Origin of the sequence: Curtobacterium sp. MCBA15_012, assembly GCF_001864935.2 — a bacterium.
Taxonomy (GTDB): Bacteria; Actinomycetota; Actinomycetes; order Actinomycetales; family Microbacteriaceae; genus Curtobacterium.
On the sequence record NZ_CP126267.1, the window covers coordinates 671673 to 693994 of the forward strand.

A 22322-nucleotide genomic window follows, 5' to 3' on the forward strand; every position below is an offset into this window, starting at 1 on the left:
ACCCGGGGCGACACTCGGGGCTTCACGCCTGCGCGGGCACCGCCGCCGACGCGTCGTCGAGCGCCTGCACCTCGTCGGCGGTGAGCTCGAGCTCCGCCGAGGCGAGCAGCGCCGGCAGCTGCTCGGTGTTCCGCGCGCTCGCGATCGGCGCGACGACGTCCGGCCGGCCCTGCAGCCAGGCCAGCGCCACCGAGGCGATCTCGGCATCGTGCGCACCGGCGATGCGGTCGAGCGTGTCGACCACGGCCAGCCCCGCGTCCGAGAAGTAGCCCGATACCTGGCCCTCGCGGTCCTTGCCCGCGAAGTCCTCCTTCGTCCGGTACTTGCCGGTGAGGAACCCGGCGGCGAGGGCGAAGTACGGTACGACGCCCAGGCCCTCCGCGGCGGCGAGCGGCGCGATCTCCGACTCGTAGGGCTCGCGCGTGACGAGGTTGTAGTGCGGCTGGATCGCGACCGGCAGCGCGAGCCCCTCGGCCTTCGCGATGCGGATCCACTCCTCGGCCCGCTCGCGCGAGTAGTTCGAGATGGCCGTGTACCGCACGAGGCCCTCGCGGACGAGCTGGTCGAACGCGCGGACGGTCTCCTCGAGCGGGGTGTCCTGGTCGTCGAAGTGCGCGTAGTACAGGTCGATCCGGTCGGTGCCGAGGCGCTCCAGGCTGGCCCGGGCCGCCGCGGCGACGTTGGCCGCCGACAGGCCGCTGTACTGCGGGTGCTGCGACACCTTCGTGGCGATCACGACGTCGTCGCGCTTGCCCGAGGCCCGCAGCCACGAGCCGATGACCCGCTCGGACTCGCCGCCCTCGTTGCCGGGAGCCCAGGCGGAGTACACGTCGGCCGAGTCGACGAAGTCGCCGCCGGCGCCGGTGAACGCGTCGAGCACGCGGTGCGAGGTCTGCTCGTCGGCGGTCCAGCCGAAGACGTTGCCGCCGAGGGCGAGGGGGAACACGTGGAGGTCGCTGGTTCCGATGCGGGGCATGCGGGGTCCTTTCGTGGTCGTGGGGGTGGCCGGGACGGGCCCGGACCGCGCCACGCTACGCCCGCGCTCTGGCCCCCGGATGGGTCCGCGTGACGGTGCCGCTCGGGTGCGCGGTGTTGCATCGACGGATGACCACCGCCCTCGAAGCCCTCACCGACCCCCGGCCCTCGGTGCGCCTGCGTGCCGTGATGGCGCTCGGGACCGCAGCCGACCCGGCCGACCTCGACGTCCTGCTCGAACGGTGCGCGGTCGAGCCGGACCTGCAGGTGCGCGAGGCGCTGACGTGGTCGCTCGTGCGGCTCCCGGCCGAGCTGGTCGTGCCCCGGTTGGTCGACGAGCTCGACCGCCCCGAGGCGCAGGCCCGGTCGCAGGCCCTCCACACGCTGTCGAAGATCCGCGACGGGTCGGTGTACCCGGCCGTCGCCGAGGCACTGGGCGACCCCGACCCCGGCGTCTCCCGGACCGCCTGGCGCGCCGCGGTCCTGCTCGCGCCCACCGAGGAGCGCCCTGCCCTGGCCCGTCGGCTCGCGCGGGAACTCGGCACCGGGGACCGGGAGCGGCGACTCGCGCTGAGCCGGGCACTCGTCACCCTCGGCGAGGAGGTCGTCGCCCCCGTCCTCGCGGACGCCGCCGCGCGCCGCGGCGAGGCCGTCCGCGAGCACGTCGCGGACACCGAGCGGCTCCTCGCCGACCCGGACGCCGGCTCGGCGCTCGCCGTCGAGCGCGCACGACGCGAGGTGGCCCTGGGACGCAGCGGGCGCGCCTCCGGCTGACCCCCTGACGGACGGGAGGCCCGTGGCGGGCCCGCACCGCGCCTCCCGTCCGTCCCCTGGTCGCGCCGACCGCGTCGACGGAGCAGACGACGTCGGGTCGCGCCCGCCGACCCGACGCTTCCTGCTCCACCGAGCGGACGCGGTCGCGCGTGTCGTGCGCCGCGCGACGGGACGGCCGCGCCCGGCGGCCCGGGGCGGGCCGGGGAACACCCGGATTCGGGCCGCCGAACAGGGCGGATCGGCTTGCACGTGCCGATCGGCGGCGGGCAGAGTGGTCGGCGAAGGGGAGTAGCTCCCAGCGCGTGCATCGACACACTGGCCATCACGACGATCGGCCCGGTGCACCACCCGTCCGGTCCCACCCGGCGGGCGAGCGAGACCTTCGGCCGTTCCGTCGTGCCGAAGCGCTCCCACCCCCTGCGCAAGTCGGTGCGGCCCGACCAAGGGACCACCCCGTGATCGACACCACCGCGCCCGCCACCGGGTCCACCCGGACCACCGACACGTCGAGCGCGCCCCGACGGATGGGGCGCAGCGCCTGGGCGCGCATCGCCCTGTGCGTCGTGCTCGCCCTGCCCGCCGTCGTCTTCCGCGTCGGTGGGCTCGCGCCGAACCCCGTCGTCGACCTGCTCGTGTTCGGCGGGGCCGTCGTCGCGGCCTCGTTCCTGCTCGCGTGGGCCGCCGAGGCCGCGCAGAAGGACATCGCGGGTGCGCTCGCGATCGCCCTGCTCGCGCTCATCGCCGTGCTGCCCGAGTACGCCGTCGACCTGTACTACGCGTTCCGGTCCGGCTCGGAGTCCGCCTACGAGCAGTTCGCCGCCGCCAACATGACCGGGTCGAACCGGCTGCTCCTCGGGTTCGGCTGGCCGCTCGTCGTGGTGATCTCGTTGCTCGTCGCCCGGCGGTACGTGCGGGTCGGGGCGCTCCCGGCAGCGGCGACGAAGGTGCTCCGGCTCGAGCAGTCCTCGCGGCTGGACATCGGCTTCCTCGCGCTGCTCGCCCTCGTCGCGTTCCTCATCCCGGCCATGGGGTCGATCCCGGTGTGGTTCGGGGTGCTGCTGCTCGCCGCGTTCGCCGCGTACCTGTGGCGTGCGTCGCAGGTGCCCGACGGTGACGACGACGAGGAGCTCGTCGGCATGGCCGGGAACATCGCCGCGATGCCGCAGCGGGCCCGTCGCTGGACGGTCGTCGCGCTGTTCGTCGTCGCGGCCGCGGTGATCCTGGCGTCGGCCGAGCCGTTCGCCGACGCCCTGGTGCAGTCCGGCAGCGCGCTCGGCGTCGACAGCTACTTCCTCGTGCAGTGGCTCGCACCGATCGCGACCGAGGCGCCGGAGTTCATCGTCGCCGCGCTCTTCGCACTGCGCGGGATGGGCGGTGCGGCGATCGGGACGCTCATCGCGTCGAAGGTCAACCAGTGGTCGCTGCTCGTCGGGTCGCTGCCGATCGCGCACGTGCTCGGCGGCGGGACGACGGGCGGGCTGCCGCTCGACGCCCGGCAGGTCGTGGAGTTCGTGCTCACCGCGTCGCAGACCGTGCTCGGCGTGGCGATCATCGTCGCGCTGCGGTTCCACCGGTGGTCGGCGATCGCGCTCCTGGTCCTGTTCGCGGTGCAGTTCGTCGTCACCGACACGAGCGGGCGGTGGGTGCTGAGCGGCGTGCACGTGGCCGTCGCGCTCGTGGTGCTGTGGGTGCAGCGGGCGGCGGTCCTGCCGACGCTCGCGGCGCCGTTCCGGCGGGCGGGGACTGCTCGCAGCTGACGCTGCGCTGCGCCGGGGCACGACGGCCGGCTGACGGCCGGCGCGAGAGCGCGGGACACGCCATGCGGCGGCCGCCGCGCGGGCACGATCCGTCACGCTCGGTCGGTGCGCGCGACGTGTTCCGCACACTCGGCTCCCGAGCGCGCGGGGTGCGGGAGCGTCAGTCGGCGTCGGGGGCGAGCCAGATCGCGCTCGCGGCCGCGGCCGGCAGGTCGACGAGGGACTCCTCGCCGCCGGGGCCCCGGCGGGCGACGGCGATCACGCCCGCGTAGTCCCGCACCTGCTCCACGCGCAGGTGCGTCCCGAGCCCGACGCCGAGCTCGTCGAAGTAGCGCAGCAGCGACGGGTCGTCGTCGGACACCCGGTCGACGGTGCCGCACGACCCGGGGGCGACCTGTCCGAGCAGCGTGCCGGGTGAGTCGGGCACGGTGCCGTCCGCGCGCGGGATCGGGTCGCCGTGCGGGTCGTGCGTCGGGTTGCCGAGGTCGGCGTCCACGCGGTCGAGGAACGTCTCGGACACCGCGTGCTCGAGCGCCTCGGCCTCGGTGTGCACCTCGTCCCAGCCGTAGCCGAGCCGCTGCACCAGGAACGTCTCGATGAGCCGGTGCCGTCGGACCATCGCCACCGCGACCTGCTGGCCGAGGGGCGTGAGGACGACGCCGTAGTACGGGGTGTGCTCGATCAGGCCGTCGCGGTCGAGCTTGCGGAGGTTCCCCGACACGGTCGACGCGGACACCCCGAGCGCCGCGGCGATGTCCCGCGTCGCCAGACCGGTCCCGCCGCGCTCGCCGTCCTTCCACACGAGTTTCACGTAGTCCTCTGCCATGGTGCTGAGGGAGGGGAGCCGCATGCCTCAATGGTACGGACGGCGCGGGGCCACGGCCGTCACGCCTACGACGGGCGTCACGGGGACGGGCGACCGCGGACGCCGCTGGCCGGTGCCGCCGTCCCTGCTGCTCGGACTCGCCCCGCTCGTGGCGTTCGCCGCCGTGAGCGCGTGGCGGTCCCCCCCGAGCGACGACTACGACTCCCTCGGCCGGACCGTCGACAGCGTCGTGCACGCGCTCGTCCTGCCCGAGGGCATCGCGGTCGTCGTGCTGGCGCTGTACGTGACGGCCCTCGGCTGGTGGCGGACCGCGACCGTCGACCCGGGCCGCACCCCGATGCGGTGGACGATGACGGCTCCGGTCCTCATCGTCGTGGTGTGCGCGGCCAAGCTGCCCTTCGTCGGGTGGTCGTCGCTGCCCGGCCACTACTTCGTGCTGCTGACCGTCGGGGTGCTCTTCGTCGGCCTCTTCGAGGAACTCCTCACCCGCGGGGTCCTGCTCGTCGGGCTCCGTCGCCGGTTGCCCGAGTTCGGCGTGTGGATCGCCTCGTGCGTGCTCTTCGGGCTGCTGCACCTGCTCAACGTGCTCGCCGGGGCACCCGTCGGCTCGACCCTGCTCCAGGTGGTGTTCGCGGCCTCGTTCGGCTCGACGCTGTACCTGTCCCGGCGGCTGACCGGGAACCTGCTGCTGCCCGTGCTCCTGCACGCGTTCTGGGACTTCGGCTCGATCGCGGTGTCGGCGACGGTGGACACCGGGGACCTGGCGAGCCTGCTGCCCGTCGGGGCGATCGGGCTCGTCGCGTTCGGCGTGCTCGCGTTCGGACTCGTCGCCGGCGGCATGGTCGCGTGGCACGACGACCGGCCGCGCCGCCTGCGGCGCCGGTGGCGGGACGTGCCACCCGTCGGGGTGGACGCGGGGCAGGGTGCCGAGCCGCGCCTCCCGACCGTGGCCTGACCGCCTGCGAACCCCCACAGCCTGCGGTCCGGTTCACCCGCTGGTGGGGGAACGTTCCCCGTCCGGCAACCGCCCCTCCTTAGCGTCACGGTGTTTCCACTCCGGTACATCGAGGAAAGGGGCGTCGCCCGCGGGCGACCACCACACATGCGCAGAACCGCACTCAGCGGGGTGACCGTCGCGACGGTCGCGACCGCCCTCGTGCTCGGGACACCGCTCGTCGCCCAGGCGGCGACGTACCCGAGCGACTCGGCGAAGCCGAACCTGATCGCCCTGCTGAACGGCTACGACCAGTACTGGACGTCCGCCGGGAAGAACGACCTGCACGGCACCGTCGACGACCCCGCGACGCTCGCCACGAACGACCAGCTGACGAGCTGGATCAACCAGCACGCGACGCCCGCGCAGCAGTTCCGGGCCCTGCAGGACGCCGAGTACGACAACGCGACCCACACCGCCTACGACCAGTCCTTCACGGTGTCCCAAGGGCTCGGCGACGTGCTCAGCGGGCTCTTCGTGCAGGGGCGGCAGAGCGGCGCGCTCCCGCTGACGAACGCGCTGATCAACTCGTCGACCGGCACGTCCGGTGCGTACGTCGGCACCGGCGACGCGAAGGCGCACTTCAGCTACCCGCGCCCCTACCTGCCGACCGACCCCACGGCGACGCTGCCGGCGGGCGACGACCAGGTGAACTGCAACCCGGCGACCGTCAACGCGTCCTCGCTGACCGCGAACCGCGTCGGCAAGGCCTGGGCGGACGCGAAGGGCAACCTCATGATCACGCGGGTCCCCGCCACGACGGACACCACGCACGAGTTCTCGCCGAACGACGTCGCGCTCGACGCCTCGTACGGCCAGCAGGGCATCTGCAAGGGCGGCTCGTACCCGTCCGGGCACGCCACCACGGCGTACCAGGCCGGCATCACGCTCGCGACGCTCGTCCCCGAGCTCGCGCCCGAGATCCTCGCCCGCACGTCCGAGGCCGGCAACGACCGCATCGTGCTCGGCGTGCACTACCCGCTCGACATCATGGGCGGTCGCATCGACGGTGAGGCCGCCCTCGCCGCCCGCTGGTCGGACGAGCAGTACCGCACCCAGGTCCTCGAGCCCGCCCGCGCCGAGCTCGTCGGCTACCTGCAGGCGAAGTGCGGCGGCACCCTCGCGTCGTGCATCGCGGCCGAGAAGCGCTACACGGACGACCCCTACGGCGGGCAGGCCATGCCCGGCGGCACCGCGCAGGTCGTCACCGACCGTGCATCGGCCGTCACGGTCTACCGCGAGCGCATGACCTACGGCTTCCCCCGCACGGGCGTCGCCGGTCAGGCCCCCTCGGTGCCGGCCGGCGCGTCCGACCTGCTCCGCACGGCGTTCCCGACGCTGACCGACGCGCAGCGCACCGCCGTGCTCGCCCAGACCGAGATCGACTCGGGCTACCCGCTCGACCAGACCGGCTCCGCCGCCGGCTCGTGGGAGCGCCTCGACCTGGCCGCCGCGACGAGCGCCACGGTCGCGATCGCGTCCGACGGCACCGCGAAGGTGCTGTCCACCGGCGGCACGGCCACGGTCGTCGCCGGGGTGCTGACCGCCCCGCAGGGCACCACCGTCCAGGCCGGCAGCGCGATCGCCCTGCGCGGGACCGGCTTGCCCGCCGGTGCCACGCTCCGGGTCGTGCTGCGGTCCGACCCGGTGACGGTCGGCACGCTGACGGTCGCGGCCGACGGCACCGCGACCGGCTCCGTCACGATCCCCGCGACGACGCCCGCGGGCACGCACACGCTCGACCTGGTCGACACCTCCGGAGCCTCGGCGCTCGCCGCGCCGCTCGGCATCACGGTGACGGCTGCGGTGACCGCGGGCGGTGGCGGCGCAGCCGGCGCCGTGCCGGCCGGGGTGCACCTGCCCGTCGTCAGCGGCTGATCCGCCACCACCGACGGACGGGAGGCGCGGTGGCAGCCCGCCCCGCCCCACCTGTCCGCCGCCCCTGACGGAGGGGAGGCGCGGTGCCGGTCCGCAGCGCGCCTCCCGTCCGCCGCCCCGTGACGGGCGGGAGGCACGGTGCCCCACCGCCCCGTGCCTCCCGTCCGTCCCACCGCCACCCCGACACCGGAAGTCCTCCTCGTGCAGCGCTCCACCCTCTGGACCACCGTCGGCGGCGTCGCCGCCGCCGTCGCGGCGGCCGCGATCGCCGTCCCGCTCCTGACCGCCGGCGGCCCCGCCCCGGCCGCCGTGACGACCCACTCGGCAGCCGCGCCCTCGACGCCCGTGCCCGGCGTGCCGCATGTGGACGCCGCGGCGCTCGCCGCCCTGCCCGAGGCGCAGTACTCCGCCGTGGTCGACGGCCTGCTGCCGTGGGACCGGACGACCACCGCGGCCCACGTGTTCCACCTGACCGCCGACGCGCCGCTCTTCGGCGACGGCCGGACCGCCCCCGTGGCGCGGTTCGCGAAGACCGACTTCCTGCAGCAGCCGACGACGGTCGTCGGGCTGCGACGGCAGGGGCCCTGGGAGCTCGTGCTGACGCCCGCACGGCGGCAGCTGCCCTCCGCGGCGGGTGCCGGGGGTGCGGCGGCGCAGACCGCGGCGTGGGTGCCGGCCGACCTGCTGACCGCGGTGGCGGCACCGACCGCGCGCGTGGTGGTCTCGACGACGGAGCAGTCCGTGTCGATCGTCTCCGCGTCGACCGGGGCGGTGCAGCAGCACTTCGCGGCGGGCGTCGGGACGGCGGACACCCCGACGCCGACCGGGGTCACCGGCTACCTGGAGGAGCGGTACGCCGACCCGTCGCAGGGCACCGGGGAGCACCCGATCCAGCTCACCTCGCTGCACTCGAGCGCGGCCGACGAGCCGTACGGTGGCCACGACGGCGGGTTGATCGGGCTGCACTGGAACGCGACGAACTCGGGTGCGGTGTCGCACGGGTGCGTGCGGCTGTCCGCCGAGGCCGTGGCCGCGCTGGACGCGTTGCCGCTCGGGACGCTCGTGACGGTGGAGTGAGCCGGTTCCGGGGCTCGCTAGAGCTCGACCTCGATCGGCTCGGGGCGCACCAGCTCGTGCACGCCGCTGATGACCTCGCTCGGACGGAACGGGTACCGGTCGATCTCGGCCTGGTCGCTGATCCCCGTCAGGACGAGGACGGTGTGCAGCCCGGCCTCGATGCCGGCCTGCACGTCGGTGTCCATGCGGTCGCCGATCATGCCCGTGTTCTCGGAGTGTGCCCCGATCCGGTTCATCGCCGACCGGAACATCATCGGGTTCGGCTTGCCCACCACGTAGGGCTGCTTGCCGGTGGCCTTCTCGATCATCGCGGCGATGGCGCCCGTCGCGGGCAGGACGCCCTCGGCGCTCGGGCCGGTGGCGTCGGGGTTCGTCACGATGAACCGGGCACCGTCGCGGATGAGCCGGACGGCCTTGGTGATCGCCTCGAACGAGTAGTTGCGGGTCTCGCCGACGACCACGTAGTCCGGCGCGGTCTCGGTCATGATGAACCCCGCCTCGTGCAGGGCCGTGGTCATGCCGGCCTCGCCGATGACGAACGCGGAGCCGCCGGGCATCTGCGAGCGGCAGAAGTCGGCGGTGGCCAGGGCGCTCGTCCAGATGCGTTCCTCGGGCACGTGCAGCCCGGAGCTCCGGAGCCGTGCGCTGAGGTCACGCGGCGTGAAGATCGAGTTGTTCGTCAGGACGAGGAACTCGGTGCCCTCGTCGAGCCACTGCTGGATGAGCTCGGGGGCTCCCGGCAGGGCCTGGTTCTCGTGGACGAGCACACCGTCCATGTCGGTCAGCCAGCACTCGACCTCGTCACGCGTCGCCATGGTGCCACCGTACCGGGCGCCGGCCACGGGGAGCCGGGCGCGCGGGACGCCAGGGCTGCGCGGGTGGGCGGTCGTGCGTCCGGACGCCTGGCCGGTGGGCCACCGAGGTCTGGCCGGGCGGACACCGACCGTCGTTCGGCTTTGCCCTAGGATTTTCGTACCCGTACCGGATCAGGAGGACCCCCGTGCTCGTCGACCCAGGACCCCCGAGCAGCGCACCCCGCCCCACCGGCGGACCGGACGCCCCGACGACGCCGTCGGACGAGCCCGCGCCGCCCGCCCGTCGCCGCGGCCGCCCGAACGTGCTGTCCCGCGAGCAGGTCGTCGACGCCGCGACCGAGATCGCGAACGAGGAGGGCCTCGACCGCCTGTCCTTCCGTGCCCTCGGCGCCAAGCTCGGCGTCGCCCCGATGACCGTGCACCGGACCATCGGCGGCCTCGACGACCTGCACGCCGAGCTCGTCCGCCGCACGGTCGACGAGTTCACCGCGACCTTCGTCTGGCCCGAGGACTGGCGCGCGGTGGTGCGCACCTTCGCCACGACCTTCCGCGACCTCATGCGGACCCACCCGCTCGTGCTCGAGTCGCACAGCCAGCGCGCCCCGCTCGCCTCGACCGAGTCCGACGCCGTCGTCGCGAAGGTCGTCGGCGCGCTGCAGCAGGCCGGGCTCCCCGAGCGCGAGGCGATGTACGCGTTCTTCGTCGTGTACGACTTCGTCGTCGGGCACGCCGGCGTGCAGGTCGGCCGGGGCGACGCCGACGCCGGACGCCCGGAACGGCACCGACTCGTCGGGGAGATCCTCGGCGAGCACTCGTACGACGAGCGGTTCGCCCTCGGGCTCGACGTGCTGCTGGCCGGCATCGAGGCACGGGTGCGGACGCACGGCACGGGCGCGACCGGCACGGCGGGCGACGGCTCGGGCGCGACCGGCACGGGCACCACGGGCACCACCGGCACGGCGGGCGACGGGTCGGGCACCACCGGCACGCCGGGCGACGGGTCGGACGCCGGCCACACCGGCCCCGCGACGGACGGACCGGGAGCCCGCGCATGAGCACCGTCGACCCCCAGCAGGTTCGCCGCGAGCGCGAGGCCGCCTGGCGCGGGACGACCGGCGCCCTCGTGATGACCGTCGTCGGCGCCGTGCTCGTCGTCGCCGCCGGCGCGGTGGCGGGCCTCGCGGTGTCCCGCTTCGTCCTGGTCTTCCGGATGATGCAGGTGAACAGCGTCTTCTCGGACAGCCCCGACCCGGAGTCGGTCTGGTGGGCCGCACCCGGGGCCGTCGTCGGCACCCTCGTCGCCGTGGCCGTGTACTCCCGCTGGAACCACCGGTGGTCCGGCCGGACGAGCGACTTCGCGGGCGTCGGACCGCTGCAGCCGTGGTTCCTCGGCGCGACGGCGATGCTCTGGTGGGAGACGTCGCGGTGGCCCGCGCCCGACCGCGTCGGGGTCGCCGTCGACCCCACGTTCGGGCACGACGAGGTCTGGGGCCTCGGCGAGTGGATCTGGTACGCGACGGTCTGGTGGGTGCCCGCCCTCGCGACGCTGGTCACGGTGCTGCTCCTCGTGGCCGGCGGCGTGACACGGCTCGGACGCGGCAACCGACGGGCACGCCTCACCGACGTGCTCGCGAACGGTCGCCGGGTCGTCGGCGAGGTCACCGCGGTCAGCGGCGGGACCAGCCCCGACGCGTCGCGCACCCTGCTGCGGTGGACGTTCTCGTTCGTCGACCTGCAGGGCGTGCGGCGCTGGGTGGAACGGACCGAGGGCTTCGCGCACGGCGAGGGACCCGTCGTCGGCATGCCCGTCACGGTGCTGTACGACCCGGCGCGGCCGGGCGACCGGAAGCGCATCTTCACGGCGACGACGCGGGACCCCGGCCCCGAGGACTTCCTCCGCCCCGGCACCTCCTGAGCCGCGGGCGGTCCTGGCGGACGCCCGACTGGCTGGGTCAGCTGAACCGGCAGGACCGGCAGGACGGTCAGGACGGCCCTCCGCCCGCGGGACCGGCGGGTCCGCCGGGTCGCCGGACGGGAGGCGCGACCCACGCGCCCTACGCTGGTCACGTGACCGAGCGCCTCCCGTCCGACCCCGTGGTCCCGTCGACGGCACCGGCCCACGTGAGCCGACCCGACGCCGACCCGGCGGTCGCCGGCGCGGCCGCACCGCCGGTCCTCCCGCCGTCACACGAGGCGACCACGAACGGCGTCGGACCGCACCCCGAGCCGTGGCCCGACGACCCGCGGCTCGACCCGGAGCTCCTCGCGGCCGGGGACACCCGCAACGTCGTCGACCGCTACCGGTACTGGTCGATGGAGGCCATCGTCGCGGACCTCGACACCCGCCGGCACGCGTTCGACGTGGCGATCGAGAACTGGCAGCACGACCTGAACATCGGGTCGATCGTGCGGAGCGCCAACGCGTTCCTCGCCGGGACCGTGCACATCATCGGACGGCGGCGGTGGAACAAGCGCGGCGCGATGGTCACCGACCGGTACCAGCACGTCCGGTACCACCCCGACGTCACGGCGTTCACCGCGGCGATGCGCGCCGAGGGCCGACCGATCGTGGCGATCGACAACACCCCGGGTGCCGAGCGCATCGAGACCGCCGCGATCCCGGAGCGGTGCGTGTTCCTGTTCGGCCAGGAGGGGCCCGGCCTGACCGACGAGGCCGTCGCCGGCGCGGACGCACACCTGGAGATCACGCAGTTCGGGTCGACGCGGAGCGTGAACGCCTCGGCGGCGGCGGCGATCGTCATGCACAGCTGGGTCGTCCAGCACGCGACGCTGCCGGGCTGACGGGCGGGATCGCCGGTCCGGGTGGGCGGGCTGCGGTCGTGCGGCGCGGGCGGGTTCCGTGCCGGTGCCGGTGGTGCTGCGCTGCCCGGCTTCCGGCTTCCGGCTCCCGGCTGACCGGCGCCGATCGGGTCAGCGGGCGGCGGTGGTGCGGCGCGCGACGAGTCGGGGTTCGACGAGGGTCTCGTGCGCCTCGGTGGTCGGGTCGGCGATGCGCGCGAGCAGCCGCTCACCGGCGCCCCGACCGATCTCGACGCTGCGATCGTCGATGCTCGTCAGCCCGACGTAGGCCGTCGCCGCGAGCGGGGTGTCGTCGTAGCCCATGACCGACACGTCCTCGGGCACGCGGAGACCCCGCGCGGCCAGGGCGGACATCGCGCCGAGGGCCATCACGTCGTTCGCGGCGAACACCGCGGTGACGTCGGGGTGGGTGTCGAGGAGCTCGTCGAGGGCGCGGGCGCCGGCCTCCTCGGTGGGCTCCCCGCGCAGCACGACCGAGACGACCGACGGGGCGCCGGCGGCGCGCGCGGTGTCCGCGGTGCGCTCGGTGCCGGCGACGGACGGGGCGGCAGCGGGCGCGGCGGTCGCGACGGACGGGGCGCCGGTGACCGAGGGGGTGGGTGCCGACCCCGGGACGGCGGTGGGGTCCGTGGCGGCGGCGAGCCCTGCCTCCAGGCCGGTGAGCCGCTCCGCCGAGGCGGCCGACGTCGCGCCGACGAACCCGATGCGCGTGTGCCCGAGTGCGAGCAGGTGCTCGGCGGCCATCCGGCCTCCCGCGCGGTCGTCGTTCGCGACGGTGTCGGCGCGGGGGAGGGCGGCGCGTCCGCCGGCGACCACGACCGGCATGCTCGCCGGGATCGCGAGGTCGGTGTCCGGCTCACCCACGATGACGATGCCCTCGACGCGCATGGACAGGAAGCCCTCGACGGGGGAGGCGTCCAGGCCCGTGTTGAGGAACCGGTCGGCGACGACCAGGCGGTGGCCCTGGTCCTGGAGGGCCTCGCGCAGGCCGGTCAGGACGTCGACGAACCACGGGTTCCGGAAGTCGTCGAGGACGACCCCGACCGTGCGGCTGCGGGTGCCCGCGAGCGAGACGGCCGCGGTCGAGGGGCGGTAGTCGAGCTCCTGGATGGCCTGCAGCACGGCCTGCCGCCGCTGGTCGCTCACGCGGGGCGAGCGTTGCAGCACGAGCGACACGAGCGACTTCGAGACGCCTGCGCGCGCGGCCACGTCGTAGATGGTGGCGGGCTTGCCGTCTCCCATGATCGCCTTCGACCTCCCGTGGTGTCCCTCGACCCTACCGGCCCGGCGCCTGGGCCCTGGGTGCGGCCTGCGGGGTCCGGACTCCCGGGCCCCGGCCCCGGCCTCCTCGGTCCCTGTTCCCCGGGGATGGAGCAGAAGATGTCGGGTCGATGCCCGGTACCCGACGTCTTCTGCTCCATCCGCCGCGGGTGGGGGCCGCGGTGGGTGGGTGCCTCCTCCACAGACGGGAGGCCCGTGGCGCGTGTCCACAGATGCGGCGGCCCGGCCCTGGGTCGCGCCCGGCACCCGGAGGCTCGGAGCATGCAGCCACGAGCACTCCCGCCCGCGCTCCGTACCCGTCCGTTCGACGTCGCCGCGGCCGACCGGGAAGGGGTGCACCGGGAACGACTGCGCCGTGGGGACCTGGACCGACCGAGCCGGTCCCTCCGGTGGCACCGCTCGCGGCCACCCACCGGGGTCGACCGCATCCGCGCCTTCCGCCCGGTCCTGCAGCCGGGGCAGTTCGTCAGTCACGTCTCCGCCGCCGTGCTGTGGGGGCTCCCGCTGCCGAGGGCGCACCCCGGCGACGACCCGGTGCACGTGACGAGCGTCCTGCCCGCCGCGCAGATGCGACGCCACGGCGTGCGCGGACACCGGACCGCCGCTGCCCACGCGGTCGTCCGGCAGCGGTGGGGGATGCCGGTGAGCAGTCCCGCGACGACGTGGGTCGAGTGCGGGGCGCTCCTCGGGCTCGACGACCTCGTGGCGCTCGGCGACGCCGTCGTGACGAGCCGGACGTGTGCGACCAGCGTCGAGGACCTCCGCGCGGCACTCGCCGCTCGCGGACCGTGCCGCGGCGCACCGACGCTCCGTCGCGCGCTCGAGCTCGTCCGGGTCGGAGCCGGTTCGCCGCAGGAGACGAACGCGCGACTCGGGATCGTGCGCGCCGGGCTGCCGGAGCCCGAGCTGCAGGTCGAGATCACCGACGCGGCCGGCCGGTTCGTCGGCCGGGTGGACTTCGCGTACCGACAGCAGCGCATCGTGATCGAGTACGAGGGCGACCACCACCGGACCGACCAGCAGCAGTGGGAGCACGACCTCCGCCGACACCGGGCCTTCGCCGCCCTCGGCTGGTCCGTGCTGCGGTGGACGCGGCAGGACGTGACGACGAACCGGGGCGCGGCGCTCGCCGAGCTGGCCGCACTCCTCCGGGCGCGCTCGTGACGCGCGCCGGTGCTCCCGCGCGCCCGCGCGCCCGCGCTCCCGTGCCCGCGGATGGAGCAGAAGACGTCGGGTCGGAAGCGGCCACCCGACCTTTCCTGCTCCATCGACGAGCGGCGGCCGCCCGCGCGCCCCGGCCCCCGTGCGCGGATGGAGCAGAAGACGTCGGGTCGGAAGCCCCCGCCCGACCTTTCCTGCTCCATCGACGAGCGGCGGCCGCCCGCGCGTTCATGTTCCGTCCGGCCCCCGTGCCCGTGCCAGTGTCCACGTCCCCGGGCGTATCCCCGCGCGCGGATGGAGCAGAAGACGTCGGGTCCGAGGTTCGAACCCGACGTCTTCTGCTCCATCCGAGCGGGACCGGCCCGGGCAGGACCGGCACGAGCGCGGGGGCGGGGCCGCCCCGCGCGCCGCCCGCCCCGCGCTACCCGATCAGGCTCGGGCGCAGGTCGCGCAGCGTCCGGGAGCGGGTCTGCCGCGCGGTCACGACGAGCGACAGCAGCAGCGCCCCGAGCAGCCAGCACGCCAGCACGCCGGCGTCCGACCACGCGGCACCCGCCGACCCGCCGTACATCGTCTGCCGGATCGCGTCGACGGAGTACGTCATCGGCAGGGCGAAGTGCAGCGCGGCCAGGGGCCCGGGGAGCGTCTGCCACGGGAACGTCCCGCCGGCGGTGACGAGCTGCACGAGCATGAGCACCAGGCCGAGGAACTGCCCGACCGACCCGAGCAGCACGTTGAGCGCCATGATGATCGCCGCGAACGTCGCCGAGGCCAGCATCATGATCCCGATCGTCGCGCCGGTGTGCACCACGTCCAGGTCGAGCGCGAACCGCACGATCAGGAACAGCGCCGCCATCTGCACGACGCCGAGCAGTGCCGGGGTGAGCCAGCCGCCGAGCACGACCGACAGCGGCTTGCGCACCGCGGTGATCGCGCGCTTCGAGATCGGCTTGAGGATGAGGAACAGCGCGTACATGCCGATCCAGGCCGCGAGCGAGATGAAGAACGGCGCGAGGCCGGCACCGTAGTTCGACGCCGAGGCGATGTTGTCGTCGCCGACCTTGACCGGGTCGGAGATGACGGACGCCTGCTCGTTCCGCTGCGTGGCGGTGGACGCCGGGATCTTCGTGCGGCCCTCGTCGAGCTTCGACGCGAGCTCCTTCGAGCCGGACTCCAGGTCGGTCAGGCCGGAGGCGAGGGACTTCGCGCCCTGGTCGGCCGACGTGGCACCGGTGGCGAGCGAGGACGCGCCGGACGACAGCGTGGGTGCGGCCGCGGCGAGCTTCGAGGTGCCCGCGGCGACCTGCGACGAACCGGACGCCAGCTTCGACGCACCGTCGGCGGCCGAGGCGATGCCGTTCGACAGGGTCGGCGCGGCCGTGGCCAGCTGGGACGCCCCGGCGGAGACCTGCTGCGAGCCGTCCCGGAGCCGGTCGAGCCCCTGCAGCGCGGTCTTCGCGTCGGCGAGCTGCTGCTGCGTCGTCGCGTCCGCGAGCTGGGCCTGCACGGTCGCGGCGACCACGGCCTGCTGCTCGGGCGTGAGGGTGACCCCGCGGTCGGCGGCGGCCTTCGTGATCGCCGCCGTGACGGTCTCGGGCGACGCGGTCTGCAGTGCCTGGAGCGCCGGGTCGGTCTGCTGCGTCAGGGTCGTCAGACCGTCCGACACCTGCTTCGCCCCGTCGGCGAGCTGCTGGGTCTGTGCCGGCAGCGCGGCGGTCTGCCGCTGTGCGTCGGCGAGTCCGGACGCCAGGGTCGACGCCCCGGACGTCACCTGCTGCGCGCCCGAGTCCAGCTGCTTCGTCTGGGACGGCAGCGCGGCGGTCCCGTCGGCGAGCTGGGTGGCCCCCGCGGCGAGCTTGCCGGTGCCGTCGGCGAGCTGCCCGGCGCCGTCCGCGGCCGTGGTGGCCCCGGAGGCGAGCTGTCCGGCCCCGTCGACGGCGTCGCCGAGGCTGTCGCGTACGTCGGCGAGCCCCACGAGCAGGGTCTTCGCCGCCTGCTTGCCGACGCGCTCGGCGACGGCGGTGCGCATGGTCTTGCCGGCCTGCTCCGCGATGGTCGAGGCGAGGTAGGAGTTCGTGTCCGCCGTGGTCATCACGAGCTCGGCACGTCGGGGGTCGTCGCCCTGCGCCGACACCAGGGACTCGGAGAAGTCGTGCGGGATGGTGACGACGAAGTCGTAGGTGCCGTTCCGCACGCCGGAGCGAGCATCGGCCGCGGAGGTCTCGGTCCACTTGAACTTCGCGCCGTCGATCGCCTCCTTCGCGACGTCCTTGCCGTAGTCGACGTGGTCGCCGTCGAGGGTCGCGCCGGCGTCCTGGTCGACGATCGCGGCCGGGATCTGGTCGAGCTGCGCGTAGGGGTCGCGGTTCGCCCACAGGTAGGCGCCGCCGTACAGCAGCGGCACCACCATGAGGGCGATGAACGCGAGGCGGGCGAGCGGCGTCGCGGTGAGGCGCGCCAGTTCGGCGCGGACGAGCGAGGGGATGGTCACGCGTGTGCCTCCGTCGGGACGGTTGCGGGGTCTTCGGGGTCGGTGTCGGACGGGAGGCGCGGCTCGCCTCGTCCGTCCGGGGTCGCGTCGGCGGGACCCTCGGTCGGGGCGGTGGCGCCCCGGGCAGGTACGGGAGCGGGACCGGCTGCGCCGGTCGCGTCACCTGGGGTCGCGTCGACGGTGTCGAGCAGCGCCGCGACCGCGTCGGCCGCGGCCTTCGAGGTGACGAGGACGACGGTCACGCCACGGCGTGCGACCTCGCGCACCACCGCGAACCACTCCGCCACGGCGCCCCCGTGCCGCTCGGGCGCCGTGAGCACGATGCCCTCGATCCCGTCCCGCAGCAGCGCGAGCTCCACGAGCAGCCGGACCCGCACCTCGGTCGGGACCCGCTGCACGTGCGTGTCGGCGAGGTGCCGCATCCCGAGCTCGTCGAGCACGGCGTCGACGTGCGCTCGGGAGGGGCGCTGCCCGGCGAACGCGAGCTCCTCGCGCACGATCCGGCGCAGGCTCATCACCGGGAAGGGCTCGGCGACGCCCGGGGTGTCGACGAGGGCGAAGGTCCGGCGCAGGGTGGCGGGGTCCTCGCGGCCGTCGAGCAGCACGCGCCCGGTGTCGGGACGCATCCGGCCGCCGGCGACGAGGGACGCGAGCACGGGTGCCTGCTCCGTCTCGACGGCGACGACCCCGGGGCGTCCGGGTGCGGCGACGGCGGAGACGACGGGCAGCGGGGCGCCGGGCTCCTCGCCGATGCCGACGTGGTCGAGTTCGAGGGTCATGCGTGGTCCTCCGTGGCCGTGGTGCCGGCCGGGACGGGTGTGGTGGTGGTCGGGGACGTCGACGCGGTGGGGGACACCGCTGGGGTGGGCCGTGCCGACGCGGTGGGGGACACCGCGCTGGCGGGCTGCGCGGACGCGGTGGGGGACACCGGCGCCGGGGGTTCGGAGAGCAGCGCGGTTCGCCAGTCGATGCCCGCGGTCCCGAGTGCCGACAGGACGACCGTGCGGCGGCCGGCCTCGACGCTCGTACCGGACCGCGTGGCCTCGTCGAGCACGACGATGCAGGCACCCTCGACCAGGCGGGCGAGCGTGTCCGCGTCGACGTCGTCGCGCATCGACCCGTCGGCGATCCCGAGCGCGCACGCGGCACGCACCTGGGCGCGGAGCGGGGCGAACACCTGCGCGACCGACTCTGCGAAGGGGCCGCGGACGGCCACTCGGGCCATCGAGCGCACGTGCGACACCTCGGACCACAGGGTCACCGCGATCGCGGCGAGCCGGGCGGCGGGGGGCAGGTCGGCGAGCACGGCGGGGGACGGCACGGCTGCGGCGATCCGGGCGGCCCCGGCGGTCACGACCTCGCGCACGAGGTCGTCCCGCGAGGGGAAGTGTCCGTAGACCGCACGGCGGGACAGTCCCGCGGCGGCGGCGATCGTCTCGAGCGAGGCGTCCGGGTCCTGCTGCAGCGTGGTCTTCGCCGCCTCGAGCAGGGCGGCCCGGTTCTCGGTCGCGTCCCGCCGCGGGGCGCGCGCGGGCTGGTCGGCGGAGGTCATGGAGGCCATCGTAATAACGTGCACACGTGTGTGCAAGTTCGCAGGAGCTGTACCCCCGAACAAGGGTCAGTCCCCCGAAGTGCGGACTGCGGCCCCTGTGAACGAACGCATAACTTCACAGGAATTCCCACCACGGACGGAGCCCGAGGAGTGCGCCCTGTGAACCGTGCAACACCCGAACGCCCACCCACCACCCCCATCGACCCGTCCGCCCGGACGACCCCCGACCCGCAGCACGGCCGGTCGCCGCGCAGCCGCGTGACCCGCGTCCTGACCGCCGGCATCGCCGCCGTGGCCCTGACGTGCGGCGGACTCGCCGTCGGCGGTGCTGCGGACGCCGCCCCGACGGGCCTGTCGTCGGCCGACCTCAAGCTCGCCCAGCCCCTGCGCGACGCGAAGCCCTCGAAGACGATCGCCGCGTTCGTGCGGACGACCGGCGAGGGGGCGCTCGCCGTCGACGCGAAGGCCAAGGGCGGCGACCTGACGAAGTCGACGTCGCGCTCCGCCCAGGCCGAGCAGCGCGTCAAGGCGATCGCCTCGACCGTCGACGCCGTGAGCGCCGCCGTCAAGCAGGCCGACGCGAAGGCGACCGAGCTGTACTCGACCGAGTACACCGTCCCGGGTGTCGCCGTCGTCGCCGACGTCGACGCGCTCCGCAGCATCGCCGAGCGGTCCGACGTCGAGAGCGTCATCCCGCTCACCCCGAAGAAGATCGTCGACCCGACCCCGGGTGACGCCTCGCGGGCACCGAGCGGCGTCGACCCCGACCTGCTCACCCCCGGCGCGGACGGCGTCGCCCCGAAGAACGCGGCGAGCGACGTCTACACCCGGGCGCTCGACGCCTGGCAGCAGACCGGTCGGACCGGCAAGGGCGTCAACGTCGCCGTGCTCGACACCGGCCTCGACTACACGCAGGCGGACTTCGGCGGACCGGGCACCACCGCCGCGTACCAGCAGGCCCTCGCGAGCACGAACGCGCCGGACAAGAGCTGGTACGACGGCTCGAAGTTCCTCGGCGGCTACGACTTCGCCGGTCCCACGTACAACGCGGACACCAAGAGCGCCGCGTACGACCCGACCCCGAAGCCCGACGCCAACCCGATCGACGGCAAGGGCGGCGACCACGGCACCCACGTCGCCGGCACCGCCGCGGGCTTCGGCCTCACCGCGGACAAGAAGACCTTCCGCGGCGACTACGCGAAGCTCACCACGCAGCAGGTCCAGGACATGTGGATCGGTCCGGGCACCGCGCCCCAGGCCGGCCTGTACGCCCTCAAGGTGTTCGGTGACGGCGGCGGTTCGACCGACCTCACCGGCGCCGCGCTCGACTGGGTCGGCAAGGCCCTGACCGAGGGCAAGGACATCAACGTCCTCAACCTGTCGCTCGGTTCCGACTACGGCGCACCGGACGACCCCGACAACGCCAAGATCGACGCGCTCACCGCCCGCGGTGTCCTGCCCGTCATCGCCTCGGGCAACGCCGACGACTTCACCGACATCGGTGGTTCGCCGGGCAACGCCGAGGGCGCGCTGACCGTCGCCGCGAGCGCCACCGGACAGTCCCTGTTCGACGGCGTGAAGGCGACCGCCCCCGCGGACGTCGCGAAGACCTACCGGTCGCAGTACTCGCAGAACTACCAGGGCACCCTGCCGGTCGAGGGCGACGTCGTCGTGCCGACCACGAACGTCGACGGCTGCCAGGCGTTCAGCGCCGACGAGGCCGCCGAGGTGAAGGGCAAGGTCGTCTGGCTGAAGTGGACCGACGGCGCACTCGAGTGCGGCTCGGGCGTCCGCTTCACCAACGTGCAGGCAGCGGGCGGCATCGGCGTCCTGCTCGCCGGCACCGTGACGAGCTTCGACTCGGGCGTCGCGGGCAACGCGACCATCCCGGGAGCCGAGCTCACGTCGGACAGTGTGGCGAGCCTCCAGGCCGCTGCCCAGGCCGGGACCCTGCACGTGCAGTTCGCACAGGAGCTCAAGGGCTTCCAGCTGGCGACCGAGCAGGCGAACGTGAACACGCTCGCGTCGTTCACCAGCCGTGGTGTGCACGGCTCGTTCGACGACATCGTCAAGCCCGACGTCGCCGGCCCCGGGGTCAACGTGATCTCGGCGGCCAACGGCACCGGTGACGGCCGCATGTCGATGAGCGGCACCTCGATGGCGACCCCGCACGTGGCCGGCATCGTCGCGCTGACGTTCCAGTCGCACCCGTCGTGGACGGCCCCGCAGGTCAAGGCCGCCGTGATGAACACCGCGACGCACGACGTGGAGCAGGGCGACCGCACGGCCACGCTGCTCCGCCAGGGCACCGGCCGCGTCGACGCGCTGCAGGCGGTCACCGCCGGCACCACGGTCCGCAGCGTCGAGAACGACCAGCTCGTCACCGCCTCGTACGGTGTCGTCGAGGTCAGCGGCGCCGCGACCGAGTCCCGCACGCTGCAGATCCAGAACACCGACGGCCGGGCGCACACCTACGACGTGGCCTACCAGCCGCAGGTCGACCAGCCGGGCGTCGCGTTCACGCTGAGCACCAAGCGGGTCACGGCTCCGGCCCACGGCACCGCGACGGTCAAGCTGACGTTCACGATCGCCGACCCGTCGAAGCTGCGTCGCGTCATCGACCCCACCCAGGAGTCGGTGCAGTCCGGGTACCAGCGTGAGTTCGTCGCGGCGGCCTCGGGCGTCGTGGCCTTCACGCCGACCGACACGTCGCTCAACCCGCTCCGCCTCGGTGCCTACGTGGCGCCGAAGCCGGTCAGTGCGGTGCACGGCAAGGACATCGCGTTCTCGGGCACCCAGACGCAGGCCGACCTCGCGCTCGCCGGGCGTGCGGTCGACCAGGGCGACGCCGTTACCGGGTACCACTCGGTCGTCGCGCCGTTCGTGCTCGGCGGGACGGACGGCCAGGAGTCGTTCCCGGCCGGTGCGGCGAAGCAGTCGCTCCAGGCGGCGGACATCCGGTCGTACGGTGCGAACTACGACAAGGCGTCCGACACGCTCGCGTTCGGCGTGCAGACCGCCGGCGCCGACGCGAACCCCGGTGCCGTCACGAACGTCGAGGTCATGATCGACACGAACCGCGACGGCAAGCCCGACTACCTGGTGTACGACGCGAAGTCGGCCACGGTCGACGCCACGTTCGCCACCACGGTGGACCTGGCGACGGGCGAGACCGTCGACTCGCAGCCGCTGAACGGCGGGACCGCGGGGCAGGACGTCAACACGTTCGACAGCGCCGTGAAGGTCCTGACGGTCTCGGCGTCGACGATCGGTGCGACCGGTCCGTTCGACTACTCGGTGCTCACCGAGTCGGCGTACGCCCCGGCCCTCGCCACGAGCGGCTCCAACGTCGTCGACGAGACCACCCAGGCGACGTACGACCCGACGAAGCCGGCGCTGACCTTCGCGCAGGGCACCACCACCGGTGTGCTCTTCGCGGACCAGGGCTCGCTGCAGGTCACGCGTCCTGCCGACGTCACGATGGCGCGCATCCTGCTGCTCCACCTCGGCAACGCGGTGGGCGACCAGGCGGACACGCTCGCGGCGGCGCAGACCGCGCCGACGCTGGCGCTCCGCCCGGGCAGCGCGGTCACGATCTCGGGCACCCCGAAGGTCGGCAAGACCCTCAAGGCGCAGCACGGGTCGTGGGACGGCAAGAAGGTGACGTACTCGTACCAGTGGCTCCGTGACGGTGTCGCGGTGCCGGGTGCGACCGGGCAGCAGTACTCGCTCGGCACCACGGACGCGGGGCACCGCTTCCAGGTGACGGTCACCGCGAAGGCGTCCGGCTACCAGGACGGCACGGCGACCTCCGCCGAGACCGCGGCGGTGGCTCCGCGCCGCTAGCCGACAGCAGGACGCCCCGCTACCGACCGGTAGCGGGGCGTCCTGCTGTCCGGTTCCTCCCCGTGCCCGTGCGCC

Annotated in this window: 17 protein-coding genes; 10 read left to right on the top strand and 7 right to left on the bottom strand. The window is 74.4% G+C overall.

All coding sequences use genetic code 11. The annotated features are described in order from the left end of the window. Nucleotides 1-22: 22 nt before the first annotated feature. Nucleotides 23-976, bottom strand: a complete 954-nt coding sequence (locus QOL15_RS03135) for an aldo/keto reductase (RefSeq protein ID WP_071248830.1) — start codon at nucleotides 974-976, stop codon at nucleotides 23-25. 128 nt (nucleotides 977-1104) lie between these two features. Between QOL15_RS03135 and QOL15_RS03140 the strand changes: the two genes are divergently transcribed. Continuing rightward, entirely contained in the window at nucleotides 1105-1749 is a 645-nt protein-coding gene (locus QOL15_RS03140; protein ID WP_071248826.1) for a HEAT repeat domain-containing protein, read from the top strand. Between the two features lie 455 nt (nucleotides 1750-2204). Beyond that, complete coding sequence (locus QOL15_RS03145; protein ID WP_217641009.1) at nucleotides 2205-3506, top strand: sodium:proton exchanger; 1302 nt, start codon at nucleotides 2205-2207, stop codon at nucleotides 3504-3506. Nucleotides 3507-3666: 160 nt separating this feature from the next. Here the strand turns inward: QOL15_RS03145 and QOL15_RS03150 are convergent, their stop codons facing one another. Beyond that, nucleotides 3667-4356, bottom strand: a complete 690-nt coding sequence (locus QOL15_RS03150; protein ID WP_071248823.1) for a metal-dependent transcriptional regulator — start codon at nucleotides 4354-4356, stop codon at nucleotides 3667-3669. Here QOL15_RS03150 and QOL15_RS03155 point away from each other — a divergent pair. From QOL15_RS03155 to QOL15_RS03165, 3 genes are all read left to right on the top strand, one after another. After that, nucleotides 4355-5287, top strand: a complete 933-nt coding sequence (locus QOL15_RS03155; RefSeq protein WP_175473856.1) for a CPBP family intramembrane glutamic endopeptidase — start codon at nucleotides 4355-4357, stop codon at nucleotides 5285-5287. The two genes, QOL15_RS03150 and QOL15_RS03155, sit on opposite strands and share 2 nt — an antisense overlap. Nucleotides 5288-5434: 147 nt before the next feature. Beyond that, on the top strand, nucleotides 5435-7204 hold the full coding sequence (locus tag QOL15_RS03160) for a phosphatase PAP2 family protein (protein ID WP_083394083.1): 1770 nt from the start codon (nucleotides 5435-5437) through the stop codon (nucleotides 7202-7204). Between the two features lie 201 nt (nucleotides 7205-7405). Continuing rightward, the gene (locus tag QOL15_RS03165) at nucleotides 7406-8281 is read left to right on the top strand and encodes a L,D-transpeptidase (RefSeq protein ID WP_071248814.1); all 876 of its coding nucleotides are present in this window, start codon (nucleotides 7406-7408) and stop codon (nucleotides 8279-8281) included. 17 nt (nucleotides 8282-8298) lie between these two features. Here QOL15_RS03165 and QOL15_RS03170 read toward each other — a convergent pair whose 3' ends face one another. Beyond that, a complete protein-coding gene (locus tag QOL15_RS03170; protein WP_065965045.1) occupies nucleotides 8299-9096 on the bottom strand; it encodes an HAD-IIA family hydrolase in 798 nt (265 codons plus the stop codon). Nucleotides 9097-9281: 185 nt separating this feature from the next. Here QOL15_RS03170 and QOL15_RS03175 point away from each other — a divergent pair, with 185 nt between their 5' ends. The 3 genes from QOL15_RS03175 (at nucleotide 9282) to QOL15_RS03185 (ending at nucleotide 11898) form a co-directional block, all read left to right on the top strand. After that, nucleotides 9282-10151, top strand: coding sequence for a TetR/AcrR family transcriptional regulator C-terminal domain-containing protein (locus QOL15_RS03175; protein ID WP_071248811.1), 870 nt, complete (start codon nucleotides 9282-9284; stop codon nucleotides 10149-10151). Next, on the top strand, nucleotides 10148-11011 hold the full coding sequence (locus QOL15_RS03180) for a DUF3592 domain-containing protein (protein ID WP_071248805.1): 864 nt from the start codon (nucleotides 10148-10150) through the stop codon (nucleotides 11009-11011). The genes QOL15_RS03175 and QOL15_RS03180 overlap by 4 nt, the downstream gene beginning before the upstream one ends. Before the next feature lie 206 nt (nucleotides 11012-11217). After that, complete coding sequence (locus QOL15_RS03185; protein ID WP_071248838.1) at nucleotides 11218-11898, top strand: TrmH family RNA methyltransferase; 681 nt, start codon at nucleotides 11218-11220, stop codon at nucleotides 11896-11898. 129 nt (nucleotides 11899-12027) lie between these two features. Here QOL15_RS03185 and QOL15_RS03190 read toward each other — a convergent pair whose 3' ends face one another. Continuing rightward, a complete protein-coding gene (locus tag QOL15_RS03190) occupies nucleotides 12028-13158 on the bottom strand; it encodes a LacI family DNA-binding transcriptional regulator (protein WP_071248803.1) in 1131 nt (376 codons plus the stop codon). Nucleotides 13159-13458: 300 nt separating this feature from the next. Between QOL15_RS03190 and QOL15_RS03195 the strand changes: the two genes are divergently transcribed. Further along, nucleotides 13459-14361: a DUF559 domain-containing protein gene (locus tag QOL15_RS03195; protein WP_071248801.1), complete on the top strand. Its 903-nt coding sequence runs from the start codon at nucleotides 13459-13461 to the stop codon at nucleotides 14359-14361. 418 nt (nucleotides 14362-14779) lie between these two features. Here the strand turns inward: QOL15_RS03195 and QOL15_RS03200 are convergent, their stop codons facing one another. From QOL15_RS03200 to QOL15_RS03210, 3 genes are read right to left on the bottom strand one after another with little or no spacing between them, the layout of a single operon-like run. Next, nucleotides 14780-16849: a YhgE/Pip family protein gene (locus tag QOL15_RS03200; RefSeq protein WP_071248799.1), complete on the bottom strand. Its 2070-nt coding sequence runs from the start codon at nucleotides 16847-16849 to the stop codon at nucleotides 14780-14782. Beyond that, complete coding sequence (locus tag QOL15_RS03205) at nucleotides 16846-17628, bottom strand: hypothetical protein (protein ID WP_071248796.1); 783 nt, start codon at nucleotides 17626-17628, stop codon at nucleotides 16846-16848. Before QOL15_RS03205 ends, QOL15_RS03200 begins: the two co-directional genes overlap by 4 nt. Beyond that, nucleotides 17625-18401, bottom strand: a complete 777-nt coding sequence (locus QOL15_RS03210) for a TetR/AcrR family transcriptional regulator (RefSeq protein ID WP_083394085.1) — start codon at nucleotides 18399-18401, stop codon at nucleotides 17625-17627. The genes QOL15_RS03205 and QOL15_RS03210 overlap by 4 nt, the downstream gene beginning before the upstream one ends. 159 nt (nucleotides 18402-18560) lie before the next feature. Between QOL15_RS03210 and QOL15_RS03215 the strand changes: the two genes are divergently transcribed. Beyond that, a complete protein-coding gene (locus QOL15_RS03215) occupies nucleotides 18561-22247 on the top strand; it encodes a S8 family serine peptidase (protein WP_071248795.1) in 3687 nt (1228 codons plus the stop codon). The last annotated feature ends 75 nt before the right edge of the window (nucleotides 22248-22322 follow it).

Bases quoted from the DNA above. Each gene is read 5' to 3' on its own strand.
- QOL15_RS03150 (WP_071248823.1), bottom strand. From the start codon at position 4,356: ATGCGGCTCCCCTCCCTCAGCACCATGGCAGAGGACTACGTGAAACTC.
- QOL15_RS03190 (WP_071248803.1), bottom strand. From the start codon at position 13,158: ATGGGAGACGGCAAGCCCGCCACCATCTACGACGTGGCCGCGCGCGCA.
- QOL15_RS03210 (WP_083394085.1), bottom strand. From the start codon at position 18,401: ATGACCTCCGCCGACCAGCCCGCGCGCGCCCCGCGGCGGGACGCGACC.
- QOL15_RS03160 (WP_083394083.1), top strand. From the start codon at position 5,435: ATGCGCAGAACCGCACTCAGCGGGGTGACCGTCGCGACGGTCGCGACC.
- QOL15_RS03135 (WP_071248830.1), bottom strand. From the start codon at position 976: ATGCCCCGCATCGGAACCAGCGACCTCCACGTGTTCCCCCTCGCCCTC.
- QOL15_RS03170 (WP_065965045.1), bottom strand. From the start codon at position 9,096: ATGGCGACGCGTGACGAGGTCGAGTGCTGGCTGACCGACATGGACGGT.
- QOL15_RS03155 (WP_175473856.1), top strand. From the start codon at position 4,355: ATGCCTCAATGGTACGGACGGCGCGGGGCCACGGCCGTCACGCCTACG.
- QOL15_RS03140 (WP_071248826.1), top strand. From the start codon at position 1,105: ATGACCACCGCCCTCGAAGCCCTCACCGACCCCCGGCCCTCGGTGCGC.
- QOL15_RS03195 (WP_071248801.1), top strand. From the start codon at position 13,459: ATGCAGCCACGAGCACTCCCGCCCGCGCTCCGTACCCGTCCGTTCGAC.
- QOL15_RS03205 (WP_071248796.1), bottom strand. From the start codon at position 17,628: ATGACCCTCGAACTCGACCACGTCGGCATCGGCGAGGAGCCCGGCGCC.
- QOL15_RS03180 (WP_071248805.1), top strand. From the start codon at position 10,148: ATGAGCACCGTCGACCCCCAGCAGGTTCGCCGCGAGCGCGAGGCCGCC.